This is a genomic window from Pseudomonas sp. BN515 (assembly GCF_029873155.1).
In the GTDB taxonomy this organism is placed as follows: domain Bacteria; phylum Pseudomonadota; class Gammaproteobacteria; order Pseudomonadales; family Pseudomonadaceae; genus Metapseudomonas.
In genome coordinates, this window is record NZ_SSOH01000057.1 from 1 (window position 1) to 22,763 (window position 22,763).

Genomic DNA, 22,763 nt, shown 5'->3' on the forward strand with positions numbered 1-22,763 from the left:
TTGCCCAGTTCGACGAGGATGTCGAGGGTCTTCAGGCCGTACTTGGCCGCCGCCACTTCGGCGTGACGCAGGAAGCTGGAATAGACGCCGGCATAGCCCAGGCCGAGGGTCTCGCGATCCACCCGCACCGGGCGGTCCTGCAGCGGCCGCACGAGATCGTCGGCGGCATCCATCAGCCGGTAGAGGTCGGTGCCGTGATTCCAGCCGAGGCGCTCGGTGGCGGCGATGAGCACTTCCAGCGGCGCGTTGCCGGCACCGGCGCCCATGCCGGCCAGGCTGGCGTCGATGCGGTCGCAACCCTCTTCCACCGCGACGATGGAGTTGGCCACCCCGAGGCTGAGATTGTGGTGGGCGTGCATGCCGGTCTGGGTCTCCGGCTTGAGCACCGCCTTGAAGGCGCGCATGCGGTCACGAATGTCCTGCATGTTCATCGCGCCACCGGAATCCGCCATGTAGATGCACTGGGCGCCGTAGCTTTCCATCAGTTTGCCCTGGGCAGCCAACTGCTCGGCCGGAATCATGTGGCTCATCATCAGGAAACCCACGGTGTCCATGCCGAGGCTGCGGGCGTATTCGATGTGCTGCTGCGACACGTCCGCCTCGGTGCAGTGGGTGGCCACCCGCACGCTACGGGCACCGGCGTCATAGGCCGCCTTGAGGTCGTGCACGCTGCCGATGCCGGGCAGCAGCAGCACGGTGAGGCGGGCGTGCTCGATGACATCGGCGGCCGCTTCGATCCACTCCAGGTCGGTGTGGGCGCCGAAGCCGTAGTTGAAGGATGAGCCCTGCAGGCCGTCGCCGTGGGTGACTTCGATGGCGTCCACCTTCGCCTGGTCCAGTGCACGGGCGATGGCCTGCACCTGGCCGATCGAATACTGGTGGCGGATCGCGTGGCTGCCGTCGCGCAGGGTCACGTCGGAGATGTAGAGCTTCTTGCCGTTCATGGTCGGTCTCCTCAGGCCTTGAGCATCGACTGGGCCATGCGCTCGGCGGTGGCCAGCGCGGCAGAAGTCATGATGTCGAGGTTGCCGGCGTAGCTCGGCAGGTAATGGGCGGCGCCTTCGACTTCGAGGAACACCGAGGTCTTCAGTCCGGAGAAGCGGCCGTGGCCGGGGATGTTCAGGTCGTGGAGCTCATCGAACTGCACCCGCTGCTTCAGGCGATAGCCGGGCACATAGCCCTGTACCGCAGCGGCCATCTCTTCGATGCTGGCCTCCACTTGGGCCTGGTCGGCTGCCTCCGAAAGTACGAACACGGTGTCGCGCATCATCAAGGGCGGCTCGGCAGGGTTCATGATGATGATGGCCTTGCCCTTGGCTGCCCCACCGATCACTTCGATAGCTTTCGAGGTGGTCTCGGTGAACTCGTCGATATTGGCGCGGGTGCCGGGGCCGGCGGACTTGCTGGCGATAGAGGCGATGATCTCGGCGTAGTGCACCTTAGCTACCCGCGACACCGCCGCCACCATCGGAATGGTGGCCTGGCCGCCGCAGGTGACCATGTTGACGTTGAGCTGCTGGAGGTTCTGCTCCAGGTTCACCACCGGCACGCAATAGGGGCCAATGGCAGCCGGGGTCAGGTCTATCAGGCGAATCCCCGGTTTCACGCTGCGCAGAAAGGCGTCGTTCTTTACATGGGCGCCGGCACTGGTGGCGTCGAAGACGAAGTCGATGTCCTGGAACACAGGCAGGCGGGTCAGGCCTTCCACGCCTTCATGGGTGGTGGCGACGCCCAATCGTGCTGCGCGGGCCAGACCGTCGGACGCCCGGTCGATACCGACCATGGCGCCCATTTCCAGGTGCTGCGCGTTACGCAGCACCTTGATCATCAGGTCGGTACCGATGTTGCCGGAGCCGACGATGGCGACTTTGAGTTTATTGCTCATGGGAAAGGTCTCTCTGCTATCACTCGGCACTGAACTGCACGGCCACTTGACCGATGCCTTCGATCACCGCTTCGAAGCGGTCACCAGCTACCACGGCTGACATCGGGCCCAGCGCTCCGGTCAGGATCAGGTCACCTGCCTTCAGCGGTTCGCCCAGGCGAGCCATGGTGCGGGCCAGCCACACGGCGGCATTCAACGGGTGGCCGAGGCATTCGGCACCGCTGCCGCTAGACACCAGCTCGCCATTGCGAGTCATGCGCATGGCGGCCTGGCGCAGGTCCAGGGAATCGAGCCGACGGGCCGGGCCGCCGAGCACGAAGCAGCCGCTGGAGGCGTTGTCGGCCACGGTGTCGACGAAGCGGATGTTCCAGCCCGCCACGCGGCTGCCGACAATCTCCAGGGCCGGCAATACCCAGCCGGTAGCGGCCAGTACATCGGCGAACCCGGTGTCGGCGCGCGGCAGGTCACGGTCGAGGATCAGGGCGATTTCCGCCTCGATCTTCGGCTGCAGCACCCGGCCAATGGGCACCAACTCGTTGTCTCCGTAGGCCATGTCGGCAAACAGGGTGCCGAAGTCCGGCTGGTCCACACCCAGTTGGGCCTGCACCTTGGGATTGGTCAGGCCGATCTTGCGACCGACTACGCGACGTCCGGCCGCAATGCCGTGGGCCACGTTCAGGCGCTGGATGGCGTAGGCGGCTTCGCCGTTGTCTTCGCCGATGCGCTCGCGCAGCGGGCCGATGGCCTCGCCGCTGGCTTCAGCCAAGCGCAAGCCAGCGGCCAGTTGTTCCAGGGAATCTTGGGAAAGGGTCATCTCGCACCTCGGGACTCAGTGGGTGAGGAAGTCCAGCACCATGCGGTTGAACTTGTCCGCGTGCTCCCACTGCGCCCAGTGCCCGCAGTTGTTGAACACGTGGAGTTCGGAGTTGGGGATGCCGGCTACCAGGCGCAGGCCGGTGTCCATGGGCACGAAGCGGTCGTTGCGGCCCCAGATCACCAGGGTTTCGGCCTTGATCTCCGCCAAGCGCGGGCCGAAATCGGGGAATTGCTTGGGGTTGGCCGCAAGACTGGAGACGAAGTTTTCCAGGTGATCACGGCGCGCCAGCATGTTGTCCAGACGGGCCTGGAACAGCGCCTCTGTCAGGTCACTGGGGTCGTAGACGAAGACGTTCATCATCTTCTTCAGGTTGTCGATGGTCGGCTCGCGGTACAGGCCCTGGAGCAGCTTGATGCCCTCGGTGGGCATGGGCGTGAAGGGGCTGGCGCCACCGGTGCCGCCGCCCATGAGTACCAACTTGCCGACCCGCTCCGGCCAGTTCAGGGCGAACGCCACGGCGCTGTGACCGCCCATGGAGTTGCCGAGGATATGCACCCGGTCGAGGTCGAGCTGGTCCACCAGGCCCTTGAGGATGCGGGCATTGAGGTCGGAGCGGGAGCCGCTGCAGACGATGGAGTCGCTTTTGCTCCAGCCTGGGCAGTCCAGCAGGATCACGCGGCAACCGGCGCTAACCAGCGGTTCGATGTTGCGGTTGAAGTTGGCCCAGCCGCTGGCACCCGGGCCGGAGCCGTGGAGCATGACCACGGTTTCGCTGCCCTGGCCGCAGTCGTTGTAGTGGATGTTCAGCTCCAGTTCGCCTTCCTGGATGCGGATGAACTGGCTGGTGGCGGCCTCGCTGAATGTGCTCATGTCGGACTCCGGGTTCAGGATTGCGTGGGGGCCGCGGCGATGGCGCCGAAGCCGGCGATCCACTCGGGGATCGGGCGGTAATAGCGGTGGCTGGCCTGGTAGGGGCCGAAAGCGGATAGCGCGGCGAAGGCGGCGACCCAGGTCTTCACCTCGTGGGTGGACTTGCCGGCGATGGCCGACAGCTCGGCATTGCCCAGGCCATCCAGTTCGGCGAGACGGCCGCTGGCGAGGGTGCCGAGGAAGGACTGGTCCCACTCGGGATTGAGCGGGTGCAGGCTGTCCGGGTCCTCGACGAAGCGCCGCGCGGCATTGATCACCCGCTGCTGGCGGGCCTCGCGTTCATCCGCCGGCAGATGGCGCCCGCTGCCCTTCAGGCGGTCGGCCATCAGCCCCTCGACCCGGGCCAGTTCCGGCACCGGCGGCTGGTGCGAGAGGCCGCCGGAACCGAGGAACAGCACGCGCTTGCCGGTCGAGCGGGCGAAACGGCCGACCGCCTCGCCGAGCAGGCGCGCGCGCCGGAAGCCGGGCAGCGGCGCGGCCACCGCATTTATGAACACCGGGATCACCGGATAGCGCTGCAGGCCGCCGAGCAGTTGTTCCAGCGGCTGGGCGAAACCATGGTCCACCTGCATGCGGTAGGACACCGCGGCGTCAACCCCGTCGGCCAGCACAGCCTCGGCGCAGGCTTCGGCCAACCCCTGGGGCACGCTGATTACCCCGGCGGCGGTGCCGAAGTCCCCGATAGCGTGTGCCGCCATGCCGATGCAGAACGACGGCATCACGTCATAAAAGAAACCGTTGTAATGATCCGGCGAAAAGAGGAACACCAGCTCTGGCGAGAAACATTCGATCCGCTCGCGCGCGGTAGCGATCGCCGTATTAACCTCGACAAGCACGTCCGGTGCCGGATCGACGAAACCAACCAATGGCGTGTGCGAAAGGCACTGCAACAAAGCGCTCATCGATGCGCTACCCACATCGAGCGCGCCGACAGGCACAGTAAAACTGGATAGCTTGAATGACTCATACGGGACAGGCTCCGTGACTACGTCGGCTGCGCCGGCAACGCCCTGACGAGAAGACGTTCGCGCATTGTTTGCCTCTCGAAAACCGAGGCTGGCTCGACGCAGGGTAAGGAGCTGCCCTTCAGCAAGCGCTCCCATGGCTTACGGCACTATCCCAATAGCGCAGAAAAGTAAGCACGCTCGCTGTCATCGCTGAATTAACTGGTGATCGGCCTCCTACCATTGCAACTGACCAGAAAGTGCAACCCCGAAGGTCGCCAGTTCATATCCTTAAGAACTCCACCTGGCCATGATCTGCCGTCAATCACGCTGGCGGCCACAACCTGCAGCCGATAGACACCACAAGGAGCCATGCGGAGCGCGGTCCTTGCCTTATTCAAGCGTCCTGATTGGCCTCATCCGTCCCGAGCAGCAAGACGACCATGAGGTCGGCCAGGTGCTCGACGTTGCGGGTATCGCCAATGCGCTGGTTGATGACGAAACCGTCGAAGGCCATCCAGAGGATGTGCGCCATTAGTCCATCACCCAGCAAGGCGTAGCGCTCTTCGGGGAGGCAGTCGCGAAGCAGGGCCGAGATGCGGGTTTCAGCCAGAAACAGCAATTCGTTGGGCTTGCCCTGGTCCCTGGGCGCCGAGGCCAGCGCCTCAATCATGCAGTTGGAGAATGACTGGTCGGCCGCCGGAATGTCCGCCCACAACCCCATCACTAGCCGCTTCACCTGGGCGCGCGGGTGGCGCAGCTTGCGTACCGAGCGCTCGATGCGATCGATCTGCTCCAGCAACCAGGGCGTATATATCTCATACAGCACCAGGATCTTGGAGTCGAAATAGACGTATAGGTTTGAGACCGTGGTGCCGGCCTCCCGAGCGATCTTGCTCATAGTGGTCGACGTATAGCCATTGTGTTTGAAGAGCGTGAAAGCCGCCTCAACAATAGCGTCCCTGACCTCCTGCTTCTTGACCTGAACCAAACCACACCCCTGATCGATAGTCTCTGAATTTGCCCAGGCGCATCCTGCCGGGGCGCTCCGGCACACCAGACGCCAGTCAGCAACCGCGGATGATGCCATAGCTTCAGTCTCACCAGCCGCCCGCTCCCCGACACCCCACGCCGCCCCTGATCACCGGCAGCCCCCTAGGTTTATTGACACACCCACAAAAACGAACGACATTACCATAATGACTCGAAAGCTCATTGCGGACGTCATGCTGGCCGCACATTAATGTGCACGCCTTTCACCTTGCCTCATCCACCTAATTAGCCCCTGGAGAACGACCAATAATGATAAAAATCTCTCAACGCTCAACACTATCATTATGTGTATTTTCCGCCATCATGAGTCTCCCCGGTAGCGCCACAGCCGAACTGGTAAAAGACAGTAAGGCCAGCCTCGAGTTGCGCAACATGTACCTGAACCGAGACTTCCGTTCTGGCTCAGAAGCCCCTTCCTATGGCGAAACCTGGGCACAGGGATTCATCGCAAAGTTCGAGTCAGGCTATACCGATGGAACCCTTGGGTTTGGCATGGACGCGCTGGGTCTATTAGGTGTCAAGTTGGACTCTAGCCAGACCCGTAGTGCAGGAAACATGCTTCCTCTCGAGAGCAACGGAGATCCTGTAGATGAGTTCAGCCAACTTGGCCTGACCGCAAAAGCCCGTCTATCCAAGTCCACCCTTCATGTCGGTACGCTCATGCCGACCTTGCCGGTTGCCTACTTCAACAACACTCGGCTGCTACCCAGCAGCTTTACCGGCGCCCTGCTCACCTCTCAGGAAATAGATGGGCTTACAGTACATGCAAGCCATTTAGACGACGTCAGCCTGCGAGACTCTTCCAATCGCCAGTCAGTCGGCTTCGGCGCGGCGGAAAGCGCGCACTTCGAGACGCTCGGCGGCATGTTCGCCCTGAATCCGAATACAACTGCAAGCTACTATTACAGCGAACTCAAGGACATCTATAGCCAGCACTATGCAGGCTTGGTATCCAAGGTGGCGCTAAGTGATGACTACAGCCTGAGCACTGATCTGCGCTACTTCAAGACCAATGAAGATGGCTCTCATAAAGCCGGCAGGTTCGACAGCGACTTCGTCAATGGCATGTTCAGCCTCAGCACCCGCGCGCACCGCTTTGGCCTTGGCTTCCAGAACCTCTCGGGACAGGGCGTATTCCCCTTCATGAATGGCGCCGACCCGTACAACGTCAACCTTTCGACCTTCTGGACATTCACCCGCCAGGAAGAAGACGCCTGGCAACTTCGATATGACTATGACTTTGCCGCACAAGGTATTCCGGGGCTGACCTTCATGACCCGCTACGTCTCCGGCTTCAATATCGAAACGGCGGCGGGCAATGACGGGAAAGAGTGGGAACGGGATACCGACCTTGCCTATGTGATCCAGAGTGGCAGCCTGAGGGGATTGCGCTTCCACCTCCGTAACGTCACCTACCGCGCAGCTGACGTGAGCGGTGCCCGGGATGTCGACGAGAATCGCGTGATCATCAGCTACACACTACCGCTGCTTTAAAGGTCGGCAACAACCTGCGCCGACCATCACTTCGGTGCAGGTTTCCAGAGCCCTATAAAACGCCCCCGCTCCCCGCCAAACATATCCCACCAATCCATCCCGATCGCCCCGAACAGCGCTCCTTGCAGCGACAGCCCCTGCTCCAGGCCGGCTCCGATAACCGCGACAACTCCGCCCCCCAGGACAACTCGAACTGCCGTGTCCGGGATCATGATTTTCCGACCCGAAAAAAAACCTCACCGATCATAGCGATCGGTGAGGCATTATTCGGATAGCGACTAAGAAAAAACGCTAGTCCTCAACCCTCTCAAGCCCTTCCTTCATGATTCGGCGCGGGTGTCAGCGTAATTGCCAGAGCGGCTATGAGTGCCGCAGTTGCGAACACTATGAAGTTCCAAGTACTGGGCAGTTGAAGACCCGCAACGAAGCCACCCAGCAGCGGGCCGCCCATTGCACCGAACCGACCGATCCCCACTGCCCAGCCAGTTGCCGAAGCACGCGCGTGCGGGGCGTAGTAGTTTGCGATGAAGCCCAATTGAACCAGTGCGACCGCAATGCTTCCGAAACCGGCACAGGCCACCAGGAGGTAGGTGACAAGCAATGGAGTCTTGATCGACAGCGCAGCAATGGCGCAGGCCCCGAACGTGTAACCAAACGCAAGGGTACGACGCGCCCCGAAGTTATCCGCGATACGCCCGATCATGATTCCACCCAGCGCTGCAGCCAGGTTGAATATTGCAAAGAAGGCCAGACTGGAACCCAGGTCATAGCCATTCTGGCGCATGTACTGCGGCAGCCAGGTGCCCAGTCCGTAGACCATGAGGATCGCCGCGATTTGCGCCAGCCACAGGAACAACGTTGCACGGCGATTACGCTGGGAAAATATCTCGGAAAAGATGTCCTTGAAGGTGCTTTGCGAAGTATTCGCGGCGCCGATATCCGCAGGCACCGGAAGTTCACTTACGCCCAGTTTCGCAGCCAACACCTCCGCCTGTTTGATGCGCTTCTTTGCCACCAGGAACTCCAGCGACTCAGGCAGCCAGATCATCATGACCGGCACCAGAAGCAATGCCGCAGCCCCCACCGCGACAACGGCTCGCCAGCCATGGTCCGGCATGTAGTTCATGCCGACCCATGCGGAGATCAGGGCACCCAGCGGATAACCGGAATACATGAGCGCAAAGTTCCAGTTACGGCGATGCGGTGGCGAATATTCGATAGTGAGCGCAGCGGCAACCGGGATCACGCCCCCCAGGCCCAAGCCGCCAATGGCCCGGACGATGGAGAACATTTCAGGAGAAGTTGACCACGCCGCCGCCAGCATCGAGCCAGAAAACAACGTGACACACAGGATGATCAGCGGTTTGCGGCCAATAACATCGCTCAGCGGACTGATGAAGTATGCCCCGATCAAAGTTCCAAGTAGCGCCGAACTACTCATCGCGCCAATTTCCAATGGCGAGAGATTCCATTGCGGGTCCGCAAGCAATGCCGGAACGATAGTACCCATTACTCCGATGTCGTAGCCTTCAGAAAGAATGGCTGCCCAACAGAGCAACAACACCAGCAAAGTTGTTGTAGGTGGTAGCGTTGAGACCTTTTCAGTCTGAGTTGTCTCGAGAATATGCACGCGTCCGCTCCTCATGATTTTGTTTTTTTGGCAGGATTTTGCAGAGCAATGGGCTCCACCTAAAAAATTACATAATTCGTTTTTGAAAGCTCGAAAAACTTTTCCTGATCAGAGAAAAATGTCCGGTTACCGCACCTCCCGCTAGCCACCAAAAACCGCCCCGGAGCCGCACCCGGAATCCGGGTGGCGCCAGCCCCTCGGGCCTTACCGCGGCCGCCCGCCCGGTGTCACGCGGCGGCCGCCTTGTCTCAACGCGAGTACGACAACAAACCGCCGAAGCCCTGCACCGGCCCGCGCAGGTCCAACGCTCGCAGGCACTGCCAGAGCAGCGCCTGGTTACTGGTGACCACGGGCAGCCCGAGCACCTGCTCGATGGCCTGGATGACGCTCGCGATCTGGATACCCGCGCAACTGACCAACACACCGTCGATGGACTCGCCCTTGAGCGACCGCGCCAACTCGAGCCAGCTCGCCGGAGAAAGGCTCGCCTGTTCGAACGGCGTACCGCAGGGCTGGCTCAGCGCGCGCTTCACACTGAACCCGTACTCACCCAGATAGGCCGTCTCAGCCTCGACGACCTCATCGGGATAAGGGGTGACCAGACCCAGGTTGCGCATGCCCATCGCCTTGCAGCCATCGATGACCGCCTCGATGGTCGTCACGATCGGCAGTCCGGTTGCGGCCTGCAGCCGCTGCCGGATGTTCTCCGGGCCGGCCAGCATGGTCGCAGCGGTGCAGTTGACCGCCAGCAGATCGACACGCGCGTCGACGAGGAGCTGGGCGTGCTCCTCCAGGTGCTCGGCGAAGGCGCGGTCCGACTCAAGCGAGGTGCTACGAAACGGCACCCGGGTCGTGACGACACGCACCCCGGCAGGGGCCATCCACTGGATCTCGTGGTCGCACAGACCGCCCGAAGGGTACAACTGCCCAATGCGGGCCACGCTGCCAATGCCTGGGTTCATAGGCAAAACTCCATATCTGCTTCGAGGGGTGAGCGAGCCTCTCCCCGAGGAGCGCGCCCGCACAGATCGACGCCTGACTGAACGCTCATGACGCCAGCAGCAGTTGCTGGATCGCTTCCTTGTCGAGCCCCTGGGCCAGCGCTAGCATCAACAGGATCCGCGCCTTGTGGGGCGCGAGGTCGCCACCCGCCAGCACGCCGGAGCGCCGCAGAAAATCCTGCAGGGGCACCATGCCGCGCGCCGCCCGCGTGGATTGCACCACGACGACCCCGCGCTCGATGGCTCGCGCCAGGGCCTGGACCTCGCCGTTGGCCGGACGCCCGGGCGCCAGCCCCGCACTGACCAGGCCCCGCGCACCCGCGGCCACCACGGCATCGACCGCAACGCCGTCGGCCCCGCCATAGGAGGTCAGGATATCCACTCGCGGCAGCGACATGAGCGCGTCCGGATCAAAGGCCTTCCCGCACGCGGGCTGTACCGGCAAGCGCCGCCAATTCACATTCGCATCCGCGTCCACCTCGGCCAGCGGCCCGCACAGGGGCGCCTCGAAGGCATTCAGGTGGAAGCTGGACGATTTGGTGACATCGCGCGCCGAAAACACGGCGTTATCCATCACCACCAGGGCGCCGCATTCGGCGGACCTCGGATTCAAGGCAACCGCCATGGCCGCCCGAAGATTCGGCACGACATCGCTCCCGGCTGTGTTCGACGGCCGCTGTGCCCCGGTGACCACGACGCCCGCATCGATATCGACGGTCAGGTGAAGGAACCAGGCCGTCTCCTCGAGCGTGGCCGTACCGTGGGTCACCACGAAACCATCGATGTCGGGCCGCTCGAGCGCCGTCTTCCTGATCAGGCTGGCCAGCGCCAGCCAGTCCGACGGGGTGATGGCGGTGCTACCCAGCGCCCGGAACGGAATCGGCAGCATCTCCACCTCGGGCGCGAGCTCGCCCAGTTGCCCGAGCAGATCATCGATGGGCAGCACGATCCCGCTTTCGCTGTACTCGACCCAATCGAACGGATGGCGCGCCTGCATGGCGAAGGTGCCGCCCGTCCCGATGACCGCGAGCTTGCCCCGCAGCCTGGAATCAACGTTGTTCATCGCCACCCTCTCATGCGTTCAACTGGATGTAGATCTGGTCGTCGTCGACCTTCACCGAATGGCACCGGGTGTCCTTGCTCAGCGGACTGCAAAGGGCCTTGCCGTTGCGCAGGTCGAAGGCGCCCGCATGCAACGGGCACTCGATCTCGTAACCCTCCAGATCGCCGTCGCTGAGACGGGCATTGCCATGGGTGCAGATGTCGTCGAGCGCGAACAGCTGCCCTTCCACCAGGAACAGGCCGATCTTCAGGCCATCGACGGTGATGCCGCAGCAGTTCTCGTCATCGAAAAGCTCGCTGAAGCTGCCAACGGGAATCCAATCACCCGCGGCACGCGGGACGGGGTAAATTAGGGGCTGCACGGAGGTCATGGTGTGTTCCCGGATGAAAGGCTGTACCTGGCGTCCAACAGTTCGAGGCTCCCGGCCAATGCCAGGGGCATATCGGCAGCCGGAAGCAACTGGACGTCACAGAAGCGCATGGATGAGATACGCCAACCCTCGTCTTCGATGAAGCGGTAGGTGGCAAGGACATTGGCCGCGAGGAAGACCGCCTGGCGATTGTCTTCCCGCAGCGCCAGCTGCCAGAGGCGCCATTGAGCTCGCGCCTCCTTGCCATCGACCTCGATGAGCGGGCTGACGTAATAGTGAATGGCGTAGCACCAGGGCGATTGGGTGAACCACTCGCTGAGGGCCTCGCGTCCCCGCAGGCTTCCGCCGAACTCGGCGCCATGCCAGATCGCGTCCTCACAGAAGCAGCCCGCCTGCTCCCGAGCCACGCGGGCCATCTCGGCGGGCGCCTGACGCTGGTAGTCCACGGAATACTTCAAGTCGGCGAGCTGGCTGTAATGGGCCTGGAGCCGCTGAATGGCGTCGATGCTCTCCAGTCGCCAAAGCCGTTTTTCGAGCGCCTCGATCCCTTCCATGGCTACAGGCTCTTCAGCTTGACGCCGGGGTCGGCCAGGCGATGCACATCGACAGGCCGGCGCTCGGCGATCAGCTTCTCGAGCACCTTGCGCTCCTTGCCCTGGTTGATCATCACCGCGCCGACGATCCGCGAATCGTCCAGCAGGACCAGAGTTGCCTCCCCGCCGTCCAGGTCGCCACGGAGCACCGAATGGTCGTGCCCCTCGACTTCCCCCACGACTTGAATGTTGTGCTCGAACTGATCGCTCCACATCCAGGGGATCTCGACATAGGGAAGATCGCCACCCTGGAGAATTTGCTCGGCCACGTAGACCGCCTGGTTCTCCGCGTTCCGCCAGGTTTCCTGGCGCAGCTGGCGCCCATAGAAATCACTGAAGGTCTGCGCGACATCCCCCACGGCATAGCACCAGGGGTAGGCGGGGCTTCGGCAGAACGAGTCCACGACGACGCCGGTATCGCAGGGAATGCCCGCCGCCTTGAGAAAGTCGACCTGGCACTCGATGCCAATGGCCAGCAGGACATGGTCTGCGTCGAGACTGAGCGGTTCGCCGCCGGTGGCCTTTCCTTCGAGCACAAAACCCTTTTCGCCCTGGCGGATGCCTTGTAGCTGGCTGCCCAAACGCAGGTTCACGCCCGCCTGCGCATGTTCACCGGCCAACCAGCTGGAAACGGACGCTGGCAGGCAACGACGCATCACGCTCGGGCTCGCATCTAGGACCGTCACTTCGAGCCCCATCTGCCGAGCGGTAGCCGCCACCTCCATGCCGATCACGCCGGCACCGACGATGGCCAGGTGACCGCCCTGCCGAATCGCCGCCTGCAGACTGCTGCAATCGTCCAGGGTCCGCAGTACATGCAACTTCCCATCCGGCGCGACTGCGGCAGGCAGCTTTCTCGGCTGCCCGCCGATCGCGACGACCAGTTGATCGAAGGAGACCTGGCGGCCATCGGCAAGACCCAGCGTCTTCGACTCGGGGTCCAGCCTATCGGCCCGTCCGATGACACGTTCGAGACGCGGATGACCGTCCCAGAGATCCCCGGGCTGCAGCGTCAGGTCGTCACTGGACTCGCGGCCGCTCAACAGCCCCTTGGAAAGCGCAGGCCGTTCATAAGGCGCCGCCTTTTCATCTCCGATCAGGACCACCGCGCAGTCATCGCTGCGCTCGATCAGGGCCTGCGCCACTCGACCGCCCGCGTGGCCGGCACCCACCACGGCTATGACCTGTCTGTTCATGCCGGCAGCCCTTCATGATCCTGCTTCACCATCACGCGATAGAGCGCGCCGGTTTCGCTGGCGCAGACCCAGCTGCGGGCCTCTTCCGGCGGAATGACGATGCCCTCTCCGGCAACCAGGTGGTAATGCTCACCCGCGGCGCTCACCTCGAAGGCACCTTCGAGCACCACGCCCACTTCCTCGCCCAGGCAGTCCAAGCCGCCTTCGATCCGCTCTCCCTGGCGGAAGTTACGCAGCGCCACGCGCAGGGCATCCCCCTCCAGCGCAACCGGCGCCTGGGCGTTCGCCGCCAGGGGCGAACTGACCTGAGATCTGATTCTATCGCTCATGCTCGGTCCTCCCGGGATTTCAGTGGGTAGTAAGGTGTGCTGCCTTCGGGGCCGAACTCGGCGCGACGCGGTGTCACGACGTTCAGGCGCATGCTGACCCCCTCGGGGCCGAAGTCATTGCTGCCGTAATGCATCTGCTGCGCGGGAATGATCATCGCCGAGCGCGCCACCATCCCGACCGCGGGGTCATCAACCGCCCCGAGCCCCTCGAACACCGAGCAGCCACCGACGATCTGCAGCGACGCTTCCTCGCCATGGGCATGGGACTTGGCCGGCAGGTTCCGGCCCGCCGCTTCGACGAACTTCACCACCGAGACGCTGATATCGCGCCCGAACAGATGCTTGGAATAGAGACCATCCGCGACGATCTCCTTGAGGTCATGCTCAATCGCAAAAACGCGACACTTCGCCATGGCCGCCCCCTCTTAGAAAACAGGCTTCATTGAGAAGTCTTCTTCCGCCGGGAAGCGCCGCGGGTCGAAGCCATCCGGAACGCTTTGCTGGTTGTAGCACTCCACGACCGGCGCGATCTCGGCCAACGAAAGCAGCATCTTCAGCAGCGTGGCTTGCTCTTCGTTCAGCTGATCGAGCGGGCTTGCATTGACGAAGGCGAGGACCACGTCCATGTGCGCCAACATGGCGTCCCTAAATGCCGCGATGCCGTCCATGGATTGCTGGTGGCGACAGATATTGCGCTGGGTCTCGGTTTCGAGAGCCCAGGTCCTGACATATCCCTGAAGCGCGGAAAACTGCTCCGGCAGCAGGACATCGCAAGTGGCTTCGACGTGAGTGCTGGCAATCATGTTCATGCTTGTTCTCCGGCGGCGACGGCGTTCTCTTGCATCATGCGTTCGACGGCGTGGTAGTTGTGGCGAACCAGAATCTCGCTGTCCTGCAGGAACATGTGCGGCTTGGCGCCGGTCTCGGCGGCGCGCTGGGTGCGCTCCACCGTACTCATGTCCTCGAGCAGCACGTCCCGCAGGGCAACCTTCATGTACTCCTGGAAGAAGCGACCACCGGCGGTCGTGACTTCCGGATAGAAAACCCGGCACTCGACACGGGTGCGGTTGTAGGCGACGGGCCGGAAGGTGTAGCACTGGAAGTAGTTCGGACGCAGGGACAGATAGAGGTCCGGGAACACGACGTTGATGTCGAACAGCCACTTGTCGCTGCGCGTCCAGTTCATCCCCTCCGGCAGGTCCTCCAGCGGGAATTCGTGCTTGGCGCTGCCCATCGCGGCCGTCAGCGCGGCGGCCGAAATCGGCTTGCTCTTGCGTGCGGCCTCGACTGCCTGGCGAGCGACTTCGCCGCCTTCGGTCAGCGCCTTCGGGTTGCCGTAGACGGACTTCTGGTTACCGGCGAGCGAAAGGCGGCGGTGATAGTCACCGCAAATGGCATCGAGCGGGGGGATGGTGCCGTTGTCACTCTTCTCGACGGCATCGGCGATGGAGCGGCCATGGATGTAGGCGACGTGGTAGGCCTCCTGGAACGCATCCAGGGCCAGCTTCCAGTTGCAGTTGACCTCGGAAATCCAGCTGAAACCGGCCGTCAGCTTTTCGAAGGGATAACCCTCGATGCAGCCGAACATGGGCTTGAGGAACTCCGCCAGGGTCTGGGACGGATTGGGGTCCAGGTTGACGAAGATGAACCCCTGCCAGACATCGCAGGCAACACGCGCCAGCCCGTTCGCGGACTTGTCCAGGTCGAAGAAGCACTCTTCCTCCGGAACACCGGTCAGGTTCCCGTCCAGGTCGAAGGCCCATCCATGGAACTTGCACGCGAACTTCCGGGTGTTCCCGCACTTGTCGTAGGCGATCTGGTTGAGGCGGTGCGAGCAGACGTTATGCAGCGCGTTGATCTGCCCCTTCTTGTTGCGAACGATGATCAGCTCGGCATCCGCACAGGGCAGGTCCTTCACGAGATAGTCACCCGCCTTCGGGATTTCCTCGACACGCCCCACTTGCAGCCAGGTCTTCTTGAAGATCAGCTCTTTCTCTCGCTCGTAGTACGCCGGATCGATATAGGGGGCGACCGGGACCGGCCCCTTGCCCAGATCGGGGTAGCGGTCGGTGATGAAAGCGGATGACGCTTTGGACATGTCGATGTTCTCCTCAAAAAACGAATATAGTTCTTTTTTGTGAAATCGAGACTATCGCCACAAAAGCGAAGATGTCAATAGACTGCAGACGAATAGTAATTCTTTAAAGCGAGTGGCTATCGTTTTTGACGTGTGTTCTCAGCGCAGGGGCCGAGCAGGGCCATGCCAGGCTCCAGCCCACGCGGCTGGAACGCCTGGATCGCCCATGGTTCTGCGATGCGCTGCGTCGGCAGCAGTGGGAAAGGCCGTCGCCCTGGCCGAGGTGGCCCACAGCCGGAACTGCCGCACCAGCCCGTTCAGGGACGATGTCAGCCGCGCCAGTTCCTGGGTCGCCACGCTGGTCTGCTGGGCGCCGGCGGCGGTCTGTACCGAGAGGTCGCGGATGATCACCAGGTTGCGATCCACCTCCCGCGCCACCTGGGCCTGCTCCTCAGACGCGGCGGCGATCAGCAGGTTGCGCTCGTTGATGCCGACCACCACCTCGGTGATGCTCGTCAGCGCCTGGCGTCGGCCTTCTCGGTGGTGCTCCGCGCGCGCTCGGCGCTCTGCTGCAGGGCATCGAGGGTCGCGCCGGCGCCCTCCTGGATGCTGGCGATCATGCCCTCGACCTCCCGCGTCGACTCGCCAGTACGGTGGGCCAGGGCACGGACCTCGTCCGCCACAACGGCGAAGCCACGTCCGGCGTCGCCGGCCCGCGCCACCTCGATGGCGGCGTTCAGCGCCAGCAGGTTGGTCTGCTCAGCCACCGCGCGGATCACGTCCAGCACACGGTTGATGGTCTGGATCTGCTCCGCCAGGGACGCGGCACCTCCGAGGCGCTGCGCACGTCGTCGGTCAGCGCCTGGATTGGGGCGATCGCGTCGTCCAGTTGGGCCGGCCCCTGCTGCGCCAACTGGCTGGACGCGGAACGCCTCGGAGGTAGAAACCGCGTTGCTGGCCACCTCCTCCACCGCCACGCTCATCTCGTTGACCGCTGTGGCCGCCTGCTCGATCTCGTCGCTCTGCCGCTGCAGGCCACGGGTGCTCTTCTCCATCACCGCACTCATCTGTTCGGCGACCGCCGGTAGGACGCCTCTCCCGGGAGGACATAAGCGTGCATTATCAAACACTGACATCAAGGATGCTGGCGTCAGCATCAATTGAATCCAGAACCAATAGCAATGGAATGGAGTCCTCCTGACCTTGGCACCTTGAGGGCCAGACAGAAGACCTGGAACACTCCAGCATGGAGGTTGGCCTGCATCGTCTGACACTGGAGCAGATTAATGACCCAGCCAGCTTCACACATGTCGTGCTGCTGGATCCGGCAACTCGCTCCTGGATCAGATGCATCCGTGGGGAAAGGCTATTACAAGCACAGAGCAGAAGCTCCAATTGCACGCAGCTGAGCTGAATGCCAGGTGGTTGCAGGAACAGGCCGAGCGGGAAGCTGCAGAAAAATCTCGACAGCACGCGATTGCGGAAGAAAAAGCCGAGCGTGATTTGGCCCTGAAGGCATACCGCGCCATGCAAATTGACATGGCAGCGCAATATCCAGCTACGGAGCAGGACGCTACCGTCCAAGGCCGAGCGGAGCTCATTGCGGCGACTATGTTGAAAGCAATGCGAGCCTGGGATGGAAAGGCGGTGGAGTGCACCGCCTGCCATCTACTGAGCCCGCCTGACACCAGGTTCTGTCTTTACTGCACGGCCGACAGGAGCGAAGTGCGACCTGTCAGTGTTCCTGCGGATATCGCCTCGACGATTCACAAGCGAATGCACTGTTCAGCAAAGCCAAGTATGTCGGTAAAGGCTGCTCCCAAGCTCATCTTGCGGCCGGATAGCGAAGTGGTCTGATTCACATGTACCACCCGAACGCACGCGAGGTCCGCAACTCGTTGAGCTGGACGTGCCAATCCTGACCCACTGTCCACGACTGCATCCAAAGCCGATGCTCAACCTCGAGCACTCACTGGACTGCACCGCCATAGGCCAGCCTGGCCAGCCCAAGCATGACTGCTCCCTGACAGACGAGGATCAGGACATCATGGGGTGAGATCCGCTGAGTGAACATGGCGAACCTCCGGGTAGGTGATGGCTCGACCATAACGAGGCATCCTTGCCATTGCGACCTGCCCACTTTTCGTATGTAAACAAAGTGAACAGGTCCCCCTTGAAGCGATGGATGCGCTACTTAGACACGCTATCCTCGCCCACGCCATGCTCGACTATCGAAGCATCCCCATCCGCAGGCATCGAGCTCCCTTGGGTTTCAGCCGGAGCTGCTGTGCATCCTTGACCAGGTAGCGCATCGCGTAGTGGACATGACGCCGGGCATTCAGATCGTCTCGTCGTATGCTCCCAAGAGCGCACCGCTCACCATACTGTTCCTTGTCGTGGTTGCAGCTGTTGAAACAGCCCTGCCCCCGAGTGATGCACTCCCACAGCTCACCAATCTGCTGTGCTTTGTAGACGTCTCCACGCACCTCGTTGCCATTAAAGAAGTAGGCAGCATGGATGTGGTAGCCCCTGTCGTCGCCCTGCTCAGCCGCACAGACGTAACCAGAGAGGTGGTCAAAGATCGGGTTGCGCTCATGCTCCGCAATCAGCCGGTCCAGATCATCGAACACGTGCTCAACACGTAACCTGGCTTGAGCCTCAGAACGGTAATACAGATCGATCCTGATGATGATGGTGCGCGAGTAGCGCTCAACCATAGCGTCAGAGTAATCGCAGACACGAATCTCCTGTCGCTTGGCCTGATAACGGAGGTCATTGGCATTCGGTCGATAGTCCCTAGTGCGCCTCAGACGCCGGATCTGTGCCACCAGGACGTTCATGCTGCGGTGATGGTCCAGATACGCCGTCCCCTCTTCATTCAAACAGACAGGCCCCTTACGACTCCGCTCCAGTCCGATGTCCTGACAGGCCTCCCTGAACGCTTGCAGGTGTTCGCTATAGCGGTATTCGTAGCGGTCATTGAACAGGTCGACCATCTGCTGGATGTGGTTGAAGTACCGAGAAATCCTGGTCGGTTCGATCCGGTCGGACCCTGAGCGTTCATCCCCGACTCTGAATGCCGGTGTCTCATGACGCTCGATCGCTTGGACGAGTCGTTGGATCTGGATGGCGCGATCGGACTGGGACAGGTGCTCGTAGGTGTTGCGCTTGGTCATGGTTGTGTACCTGGGTGGTTGTTCGCATACCAGATACGGGCTGTGTACTTTTTAACCGATGACCTATTCCCAGGCTTGGGTAGCCTGGGCTGTGTAGGTACTAGTCAATTCCCTACTGAATGGTTATTGATTGATAGTTGGATACTGTCTATTGGCTATATAAATAAAACCAGCCCAGCCTCAGGTGAACTGTCCCGGCCAGGCAAGGCAATGGGGAGCAACATTGCCTTGCCTGCCGAGAGAATTGCTGAACGGACTCCAGGGGGAGTTAGCTGAGAACATCTGCTGTCTCCATCCGGCATAAACGCCATGACCGTGGCCCCCGATGCTCGCAAAGTACCAACATGGCACCCAGCCGACTCCGCCCCCCTACTATCTTGGGCGTAGTACTTAAATCAGTAGCCAATGGTAGCCAGCGCAAAAGGGACGTAGCTTTTATTATCCCCATGCCCCCGCGAGGCCCGACATCAAGCACCTCGGCTATCGGTAGCGCTCAATCCGACACCACGAGAAAGCTTGGTGGGGGGACGAATGGGGGTACATGTGAAATTAATTTTTAAAAACTGATAAAAATCAGCAGCTTAGATTGTTAAAAGAGCCGGCCACAAGCCGGCTTTTTTATTGCCTGGAGGAAAGTGGATACGCAGCGCCTCTATTTCTCCCTTAGATGCGGCATGGGGCAATTCGGTACGAGCATGCGCCCAATACCGGCCAATGGCCGCACACCGTGCCACGGCGGGCAACGGAATGCTCGGGTTAGAATGCCGCCCCTCGTTTTCTCTCGAACCGCCCGCCATGAATCTCGACGCCATTGCCGCCCTGGAACAGCAACTGACTTCCGCCCTTGAGCATCTGCCGGACGAAGTCCGCCGTATCTTCCACGGCCGTGGACGGCGCTGGGTGGGGTTGGAGCAGGTGACCGTGGACTGGTTGCAGGGCGTGGTGCTGGTGTCGTTGTTCCGCGAAGTCGAGGAAGACGAGCTCGCTGCACTGCGGGCCATGTTGTTGCGCCTGACCGAATCGCCGGTCTGGCAGCGCATCGGTGCGCGGAGCCTGTTGTTGCAACATCGCTACTTGCTGGAGAGCACCGTGGAGTTGCTCTGGGGCGAGGCGGTGGACGAGTGCGTGGTCAGCGAGGCGGGCCTGCGCTTCAAGCTGGACCTGGGCAAGAAGCAGAACAATGGCCTGTTCCTCGATATGCGTTACGGCCGCGACTGGGTTCGCGCCAATGCGCAGGGCAAGCGGGTGCTGAATCTCTTCGCCTACACCTGCGGTTTTTCGGTGGCGGCAATCGAGGGTGGGGCCGAGCATGTGGTGAACCTGGACATGGCCAGTTCGGCGTTGAGCCGGGGGCGGGAAAATCACAGGCTCAATGGCCATGATCTCGGCCGGGTGAGCTTCCTTGGCCATGAGTTGTTCAAATCCTGGGGCAAGGTGAAGAAGACTGGGCCGTACGACCTGGTGATCATCGATCCGCCGTCTTTCCAGAAGGGCAGCTTCGCGTTGACCCGCGATTACCAGAAGATCCTGCGTCGCCTGCCGGAGTTGCTGACCGAGGGCGGGGTGGTGCTGGCCTGTGTGAATGACCCTGCCATTGGGCCGGACTTCCTCGTTCAGGGGATGCAGGTCGAAGCACCGGAATTGCGGTTCGTGGAGCGGTTGGAGAATCCGCCGGAGTTTGCGGATATCGATGAGGATGCGGGGTTGAAGGCGTTGGTATTTCGGCGGGGGTAGTTGCCGGGAGTCCGAGCGGGGTTCCATTTCCCTCGCCCCCGGCCCCTCTCCCGGAGGGAGAGGGGAGGAAAAGCGCTAGAAAGGCACGGTCAGCTTCAACCAATAGGCATCCCCTTCCGCGCGGTTGCGCACCTGGGTCTCCTGTTCCCATTTGGCGGTGAGGAACCAGCCGTCCTTGTTGCTGTACATGATCGACGGGCCGATGGAGAAGGCGCGACCTTTGTTGTCCTCGATGGTCTCGCCGTCCTGGCGGTCGTCGGTGGTCTGGCGGTAGTAGTAGCCACCCACGCCCAGCACCCAGCCGTTGCCCAGGCCCCAACCCACGGCGTAGTCGAAGTGGAATTCCTGGCCGGAGCGGTAGTCGGTGGCTGGGTTTTCCTGGTTGAAGTCGTACATCAGTTTCACGCTGGCGTTGAGGCCGGCCGGGTCGATGTAGGAGATCGCCCACACCGGCTCGACGGTCCAGTAGTTGCGCCCGATGTTGGCCAGGTCGCCGCGGTCGTACTCGCCCGAGGGGGCGATGAAGTCCAGGGCGAAGATGCTGTGCAGCTTGTCGCTGTGATGAAAGCCCAAGGCGGGGCCGAAGATGATGTCGCCCAGGCCCTTCTTGCTCTGGGACTGGCCGTTCACGTCCACCTTCAGGTCCACGAAGGGAAACAGCGCCGCGAAGGCCAGGTTGCCGCCGAACAGTTGCTGCTCGCTCACCCAGATCAGGCGCGGGGCTATGACATTGGCGCGCACGCGGAAGTCCACCGGCAGGCTGTCACCGTCGTTACCACGCAGGGTGTCGGCCTCGTAGTGAGTGGAGAACACCTGGCCGTAGAAACCGGGTGGCGGCATGGCGCCGGACATGTAGTTCTCGGCGCCCATCGGGTAGGTGGAACCGCCGCCTTCGGTGGCGTGGGCCACCTGGCCCAGGGCGGCGAGGATGCAGCAGGACAGGACACGCAGTTTGGCACTCATCAGCAATACCTTCTTGTTTTTATGGGCGTGAGCCGCCGTCCGCGCGCGTGGCGCGGAGCAGCGGATGAAACGGGTCAGATGCGTTTGAACAGGGCTGAGCGGGTGCTCTCGCCGGCGCCGTCGGCGGCAGTGAGGAAGCGCTCCATGAAGATGTCGCGCTCGAACAACCGTCCCTGCATCAGTGCGGTGATGGCCGCGTCGATCATCGGTGGAGGGCCGCAGAGGTAAGCCTTGTTGCCGGTGAAGCGACCGTCGAAATGTTTCTTCGCCGCGTCGTGCACATAACCCCGGAAGCCGGTCCACTCGGTGTCGTCAGCGGCCTGACTGAGGGACGGCACGTAGGTGAAGTTCTCGTGCTCTTCGGCCAGACGCTCGAAGAGCTCGCGGTTGTAGAGTTCGGCACGGGTGCGGGCGCCCTGGAACAGGGTCATGCGCCGCGTGTCGCCCTGCTCCAGCAGGTCGAGGATCATCGACTGCGGGCTGGAAAGGCCCGAGCCGCCGGCGATGAAGATCAGGTCGCCAGCCTGCGAGCCGCGCACGAAGAACTGGCCGTAGGGGCCGGAGAGCTCCAGCGCATCGCCCACTTTCAACTCGCCGTGGATGAAGCTGGTGGCCTGGCCACCTTCCACCAGGCGCACGTGCAGTTCCACCTCGTTGGCACGGCTCGGCGGATTGGCCAGGGAGAAGGCGCGGGTGCCCTCGATGCCAGGGATCTGCAGGTTGATGTACTGCCCGGCCTGGAAGTCCATCGGGCGGTCCAGTTTCAGGCGCAGGCCCTTGATGGTGGGCGAGAGGTCGTCCAGGGCGACCACCGTCGCCTGGAAGTCCTGCACCGCGTGGCCGGCGAAGTCGGGGTCGACGTCGATATCGGCCTCGATCACCAGGTCGCTCTGCGGAATGGCGCAGCACGCCAGCACCTTGCCCTCGTCGCGCTCCATGTCCATCAGGGCGAAGGGCGAGGCGGCACCGATGTCCACCTCCCCTTCCAGCACCTGCAGCTTGCAGGTGGCGCAGGTGCCGTGGCCGCAGGCGAACGGCAGCCAGACGCCCTGGCGCAGGGCGGCCTGGAGGATGGTCTGGCCTTCTTCGACTTCGATCTGCTCGCCAGTGGGTTCGATGGTGACCTGGTAACTCATGGCGACCTCCTCAGTTGAAGCTGCCGTTGAGGCCATCCAGGCCAGGGGTGGAAAAGCGCAGGAGGCTCTTGTGGCCGATGCCGTTGGCGGCCAGCCCGGCCTTCAGATCGGGCTGGAAGTCCGCGTCATCGAGGCGCCAGATCGCACGGGAGAAATCCACCTTCGCCGCGTCCGGGTGCGCCGCGATGGACGGCTTGACCACCTGTTCGATGAAGTCGCCAAAGGGCATGTCCGGCGGCAGCGGCAAGGTGAAGGGCGCGCAGAACATCAGGTGGCGTTCCCAGCAGAGGTACACCAGTTGCAGGCCGTTGAAGTTTTCCTGGCGGTCCAGGGATTGCGCCGCATAGGCGCCGATGGCAGTCACGGGCATGA

At 62.3% G+C, this 22,763-nt stretch carries 23 protein-coding genes and 1 pseudogene; 3 read left to right on the top strand and 21 right to left on the bottom strand.

Annotated elements, in window-relative coordinates; genetic code table 11:
- The 6 genes from dmpG to E8E91_RS14400 form a co-directional block, all read right to left on the bottom strand.
- A partial coding sequence (dmpG, locus tag E8E91_RS14375; protein ID WP_280376312.1) for a 4-hydroxy-2-oxovalerate aldolase occupies positions 1–944 on the bottom strand: 944 nt, incomplete at its 3' end.
- Positions 945–955: 11 nt separating this feature from the next.
- Positions 956–1,885: an acetaldehyde dehydrogenase (acetylating) gene (locus E8E91_RS14380; RefSeq protein WP_280376283.1), complete on the bottom strand. Its 930-nt coding sequence runs from the start codon at positions 1,883–1,885 to the stop codon at positions 956–958.
- A 19-nt stretch (positions 1,886–1,904) separates the two neighbouring features.
- Complete coding sequence (gene mhpD, locus E8E91_RS14385; protein WP_280376282.1) at positions 1,905–2,699, bottom strand: 2-keto-4-pentenoate hydratase; 795 nt, start codon at positions 2,697–2,699, stop codon at positions 1,905–1,907.
- Positions 2,700–2,714: 15 nt separating this feature from the next.
- Positions 2,715–3,572 carry an alpha/beta fold hydrolase gene (locus E8E91_RS14390; protein WP_280376313.1) on the bottom strand — a complete coding sequence of 286 codons (858 nt, stop codon included), beginning with the start codon at positions 3,570–3,572 and terminating at the stop codon, positions 2,715–2,717.
- A 14-nt stretch (positions 3,573–3,586) separates the two neighbouring features.
- Entirely contained in the window at positions 3,587–4,534 is a 948-nt protein-coding gene (mhpB, locus tag E8E91_RS14395) for a 3-carboxyethylcatechol 2,3-dioxygenase (RefSeq protein ID WP_280376314.1), read from the bottom strand.
- A 439-nt stretch (positions 4,535–4,973) separates the two neighbouring features.
- Positions 4,974–5,567: a TetR/AcrR family transcriptional regulator gene (locus tag E8E91_RS14400; RefSeq protein ID WP_280376315.1), complete on the bottom strand. Its 594-nt coding sequence runs from the start codon at positions 5,565–5,567 to the stop codon at positions 4,974–4,976.
- A 311-nt stretch (positions 5,568–5,878) separates the two neighbouring features.
- Between E8E91_RS14400 and E8E91_RS14405 the strand changes: the two genes are divergently transcribed.
- Positions 5,879–7,123, top strand: coding sequence for an OprD family porin (locus tag E8E91_RS14405; protein WP_280376316.1), 1,245 nt, complete (start codon positions 5,879–5,881; stop codon positions 7,121–7,123).
- 307 nt (positions 7,124–7,430) lie between these two features.
- Here the strand turns inward: E8E91_RS14405 and E8E91_RS14410 are convergent, their stop codons facing one another.
- From E8E91_RS14410 to E8E91_RS14460, 11 genes and pseudogenes are all read right to left on the bottom strand, one after another.
- On the bottom strand, positions 7,431–8,753 hold the full coding sequence (locus tag E8E91_RS14410) for an MFS transporter (RefSeq protein WP_280376317.1): 1,323 nt from the start codon (positions 8,751–8,753) through the stop codon (positions 7,431–7,433).
- Positions 8,754–9,001: 248 nt separating this feature from the next.
- Entirely contained in the window at positions 9,002–9,715 is a 714-nt protein-coding gene (locus E8E91_RS14415; protein WP_280376318.1) for an aspartate/glutamate racemase family protein, read from the bottom strand.
- 85 nt (positions 9,716–9,800) lie between these two features.
- On the bottom strand, positions 9,801–10,817 hold the full coding sequence (locus tag E8E91_RS14420) for an asparaginase (protein ID WP_280376319.1): 1,017 nt from the start codon (positions 10,815–10,817) through the stop codon (positions 9,801–9,803).
- 10 nt (positions 10,818–10,827) lie between these two features.
- On the bottom strand, positions 10,828–11,187 hold the full coding sequence (locus E8E91_RS14425) for a non-heme iron oxygenase ferredoxin subunit (protein ID WP_280376320.1): 360 nt from the start codon (positions 11,185–11,187) through the stop codon (positions 10,828–10,830).
- Positions 11,184–11,741 carry a nuclear transport factor 2 family protein gene (locus E8E91_RS14430; RefSeq protein WP_280376321.1) on the bottom strand — a complete coding sequence of 186 codons (558 nt, stop codon included), beginning with the start codon at positions 11,739–11,741 and terminating at the stop codon, positions 11,184–11,186. Before E8E91_RS14430 ends, E8E91_RS14425 begins: the two co-directional genes overlap by 4 nt.
- A 2-nt stretch (positions 11,742–11,743) precedes the next feature.
- Positions 11,744–12,976, bottom strand: coding sequence for an FAD-dependent oxidoreductase (locus E8E91_RS14435; RefSeq protein WP_280376322.1), 1,233 nt, complete (start codon positions 12,974–12,976; stop codon positions 11,744–11,746).
- Positions 12,973–13,305, bottom strand: a complete 333-nt coding sequence (locus E8E91_RS14440) for a hypothetical protein (RefSeq protein WP_280376323.1) — start codon at positions 13,303–13,305, stop codon at positions 12,973–12,975. Before E8E91_RS14440 ends, E8E91_RS14435 begins: the two co-directional genes overlap by 4 nt.
- Positions 13,302–13,718 (bottom strand): cupin, encoded by a 417-nt coding sequence (locus E8E91_RS14445; protein ID WP_280376324.1) that lies wholly within the window; start codon positions 13,716–13,718, stop codon positions 13,302–13,304. The genes E8E91_RS14440 and E8E91_RS14445 overlap by 4 nt, the downstream gene beginning before the upstream one ends.
- A gap of 12 nt (positions 13,719–13,730) precedes the next feature.
- A complete protein-coding gene (locus E8E91_RS14450; protein ID WP_280376325.1) occupies positions 13,731–14,114 on the bottom strand; it encodes a hypothetical protein in 384 nt (127 codons plus the stop codon).
- Positions 14,111–15,403 (bottom strand): aromatic ring-hydroxylating dioxygenase subunit alpha, encoded by a 1,293-nt coding sequence (locus E8E91_RS14455; RefSeq protein ID WP_280376326.1) that lies wholly within the window; start codon positions 15,401–15,403, stop codon positions 14,111–14,113. Before E8E91_RS14455 ends, E8E91_RS14450 begins: the two co-directional genes overlap by 4 nt.
- Positions 15,404–15,673: 270 nt before the next feature.
- Positions 15,674–16,470 (bottom strand): annotated as a pseudogene (locus E8E91_RS14460) (methyl-accepting chemotaxis protein); the annotation flags it as partial.
- A gap of 307 nt (positions 16,471–16,777) precedes the next feature.
- Here E8E91_RS14460 and E8E91_RS14465 point away from each other — a divergent pair.
- On the top strand, positions 16,778–17,239 hold the full coding sequence (locus E8E91_RS14465) for a hypothetical protein (RefSeq protein ID WP_280376327.1): 462 nt from the start codon (positions 16,778–16,780) through the stop codon (positions 17,237–17,239).
- A 371-nt stretch (positions 17,240–17,610) separates the two neighbouring features.
- Here the strand turns inward: E8E91_RS14465 and E8E91_RS14470 are convergent, their stop codons facing one another.
- Positions 17,611–18,558 carry an inovirus-type Gp2 protein gene (locus E8E91_RS14470; RefSeq protein WP_280376328.1) on the bottom strand — a complete coding sequence of 316 codons (948 nt, stop codon included), beginning with the start codon at positions 18,556–18,558 and terminating at the stop codon, positions 17,611–17,613.
- A 795-nt stretch (positions 18,559–19,353) separates the two neighbouring features.
- On the opposite strand from E8E91_RS14470, the gene E8E91_RS14475 reads away from it, so the two are divergent.
- Positions 19,354–20,292, top strand: a complete 939-nt coding sequence (locus E8E91_RS14475) for a class I SAM-dependent methyltransferase (RefSeq protein WP_280376329.1) — start codon at positions 19,354–19,356, stop codon at positions 20,290–20,292.
- A 75-nt stretch (positions 20,293–20,367) separates the two neighbouring features.
- On the opposite strand, the gene E8E91_RS14480 is transcribed toward E8E91_RS14475, so the two are convergent.
- The 3 genes from E8E91_RS14480 to E8E91_RS14490 all read right to left on the bottom strand — a co-directional run bounded on the left by E8E91_RS14480 (position 20,368) and on the right by E8E91_RS14490 (position 22,761).
- Entirely contained in the window at positions 20,368–21,255 is an 888-nt protein-coding gene (locus E8E91_RS14480; RefSeq protein WP_280376330.1) for a transporter, read from the bottom strand.
- A 74-nt stretch (positions 21,256–21,329) separates the two neighbouring features.
- Positions 21,330–22,391: a phenol 2-monooxygenase domain-containing protein gene (locus E8E91_RS14485; protein WP_280376331.1), complete on the bottom strand. Its 1,062-nt coding sequence runs from the start codon at positions 22,389–22,391 to the stop codon at positions 21,330–21,332.
- Positions 22,392–22,401: 10 nt separating this feature from the next.
- The gene (locus E8E91_RS14490) at positions 22,402–22,761 is read right to left on the bottom strand and encodes a phenol hydroxylase subunit P4 (RefSeq protein ID WP_280376332.1); all 360 of its coding nucleotides are present in this window, start codon (positions 22,759–22,761) and stop codon (positions 22,402–22,404) included.
- Positions 22,762–22,763: the final 2 nt, after the last annotated feature.

Excerpts from the sequence above, each read along its gene's own strand:
- mhpB (WP_280376314.1), bottom strand. The coding sequence starts at position 4,534 with ATGAGCGCTTTGTTGCAGTGCCTTTCGCACACGCCATTGGTTGGTTTC.
- E8E91_RS14490 (WP_280376332.1), bottom strand. The coding sequence starts at position 22,761 with ATGCCCGTGACTGCCATCGGCGCCTATGCGGCGCAATCCCTGGACCGC.
- E8E91_RS14450 (WP_280376325.1), bottom strand. The coding sequence starts at position 14,114 with ATGAACATGATTGCCAGCACTCACGTCGAAGCCACTTGCGATGTCCTG.
- E8E91_RS14455 (WP_280376326.1), bottom strand. The coding sequence starts at position 15,403 with ATGTCCAAAGCGTCATCCGCTTTCATCACCGACCGCTACCCCGATCTG.
- E8E91_RS14430 (WP_280376321.1), bottom strand. The coding sequence starts at position 11,741 with ATGGAAGGGATCGAGGCGCTCGAAAAACGGCTTTGGCGACTGGAGAGC.
- E8E91_RS14445 (WP_280376324.1), bottom strand. The coding sequence starts at position 13,718 with ATGGCGAAGTGTCGCGTTTTTGCGATTGAGCATGACCTCAAGGAGATC.
- E8E91_RS14435 (WP_280376322.1), bottom strand. The coding sequence starts at position 12,976 with ATGAACAGACAGGTCATAGCCGTGGTGGGTGCCGGCCACGCGGGCGGT.
- E8E91_RS14440 (WP_280376323.1), bottom strand. The coding sequence starts at position 13,305 with ATGAGCGATAGAATCAGATCTCAGGTCAGTTCGCCCCTGGCGGCGAAC.
- E8E91_RS14425 (WP_280376320.1), bottom strand. The coding sequence starts at position 11,187 with ATGACCTCCGTGCAGCCCCTAATTTACCCCGTCCCGCGTGCCGCGGGT.
- E8E91_RS14405 (WP_280376316.1), top strand. The coding sequence starts at position 5,879 with ATGATAAAAATCTCTCAACGCTCAACACTATCATTATGTGTATTTTCC.
- E8E91_RS14485 (WP_280376331.1), bottom strand. The coding sequence starts at position 22,391 with ATGAGTTACCAGGTCACCATCGAACCCACTGGCGAGCAGATCGAAGTC.
- E8E91_RS14420 (WP_280376319.1), bottom strand. The coding sequence starts at position 10,817 with ATGAACAACGTTGATTCCAGGCTGCGGGGCAAGCTCGCGGTCATCGGG.
- E8E91_RS14475 (WP_280376329.1), top strand. The coding sequence starts at position 19,354 with ATGAATCTCGACGCCATTGCCGCCCTGGAACAGCAACTGACTTCCGCC.
- E8E91_RS14390 (WP_280376313.1), bottom strand. The coding sequence starts at position 3,572 with ATGAGCACATTCAGCGAGGCCGCCACCAGCCAGTTCATCCGCATCCAG.
- E8E91_RS14470 (WP_280376328.1), bottom strand. The coding sequence starts at position 18,558 with ATGACCAAGCGCAACACCTACGAGCACCTGTCCCAGTCCGATCGCGCC.
- E8E91_RS14415 (WP_280376318.1), bottom strand. The coding sequence starts at position 9,715 with ATGAACCCAGGCATTGGCAGCGTGGCCCGCATTGGGCAGTTGTACCCT.
- mhpD (WP_280376282.1), bottom strand. The coding sequence starts at position 2,699 with ATGACCCTTTCCCAAGATTCCCTGGAACAACTGGCCGCTGGCTTGCGC.
- E8E91_RS14380 (WP_280376283.1), bottom strand. The coding sequence starts at position 1,885 with ATGAGCAATAAACTCAAAGTCGCCATCGTCGGCTCCGGCAACATCGGT.
- E8E91_RS14480 (WP_280376330.1), bottom strand. The coding sequence starts at position 21,255 with ATGAGTGCCAAACTGCGTGTCCTGTCCTGCTGCATCCTCGCCGCCCTG.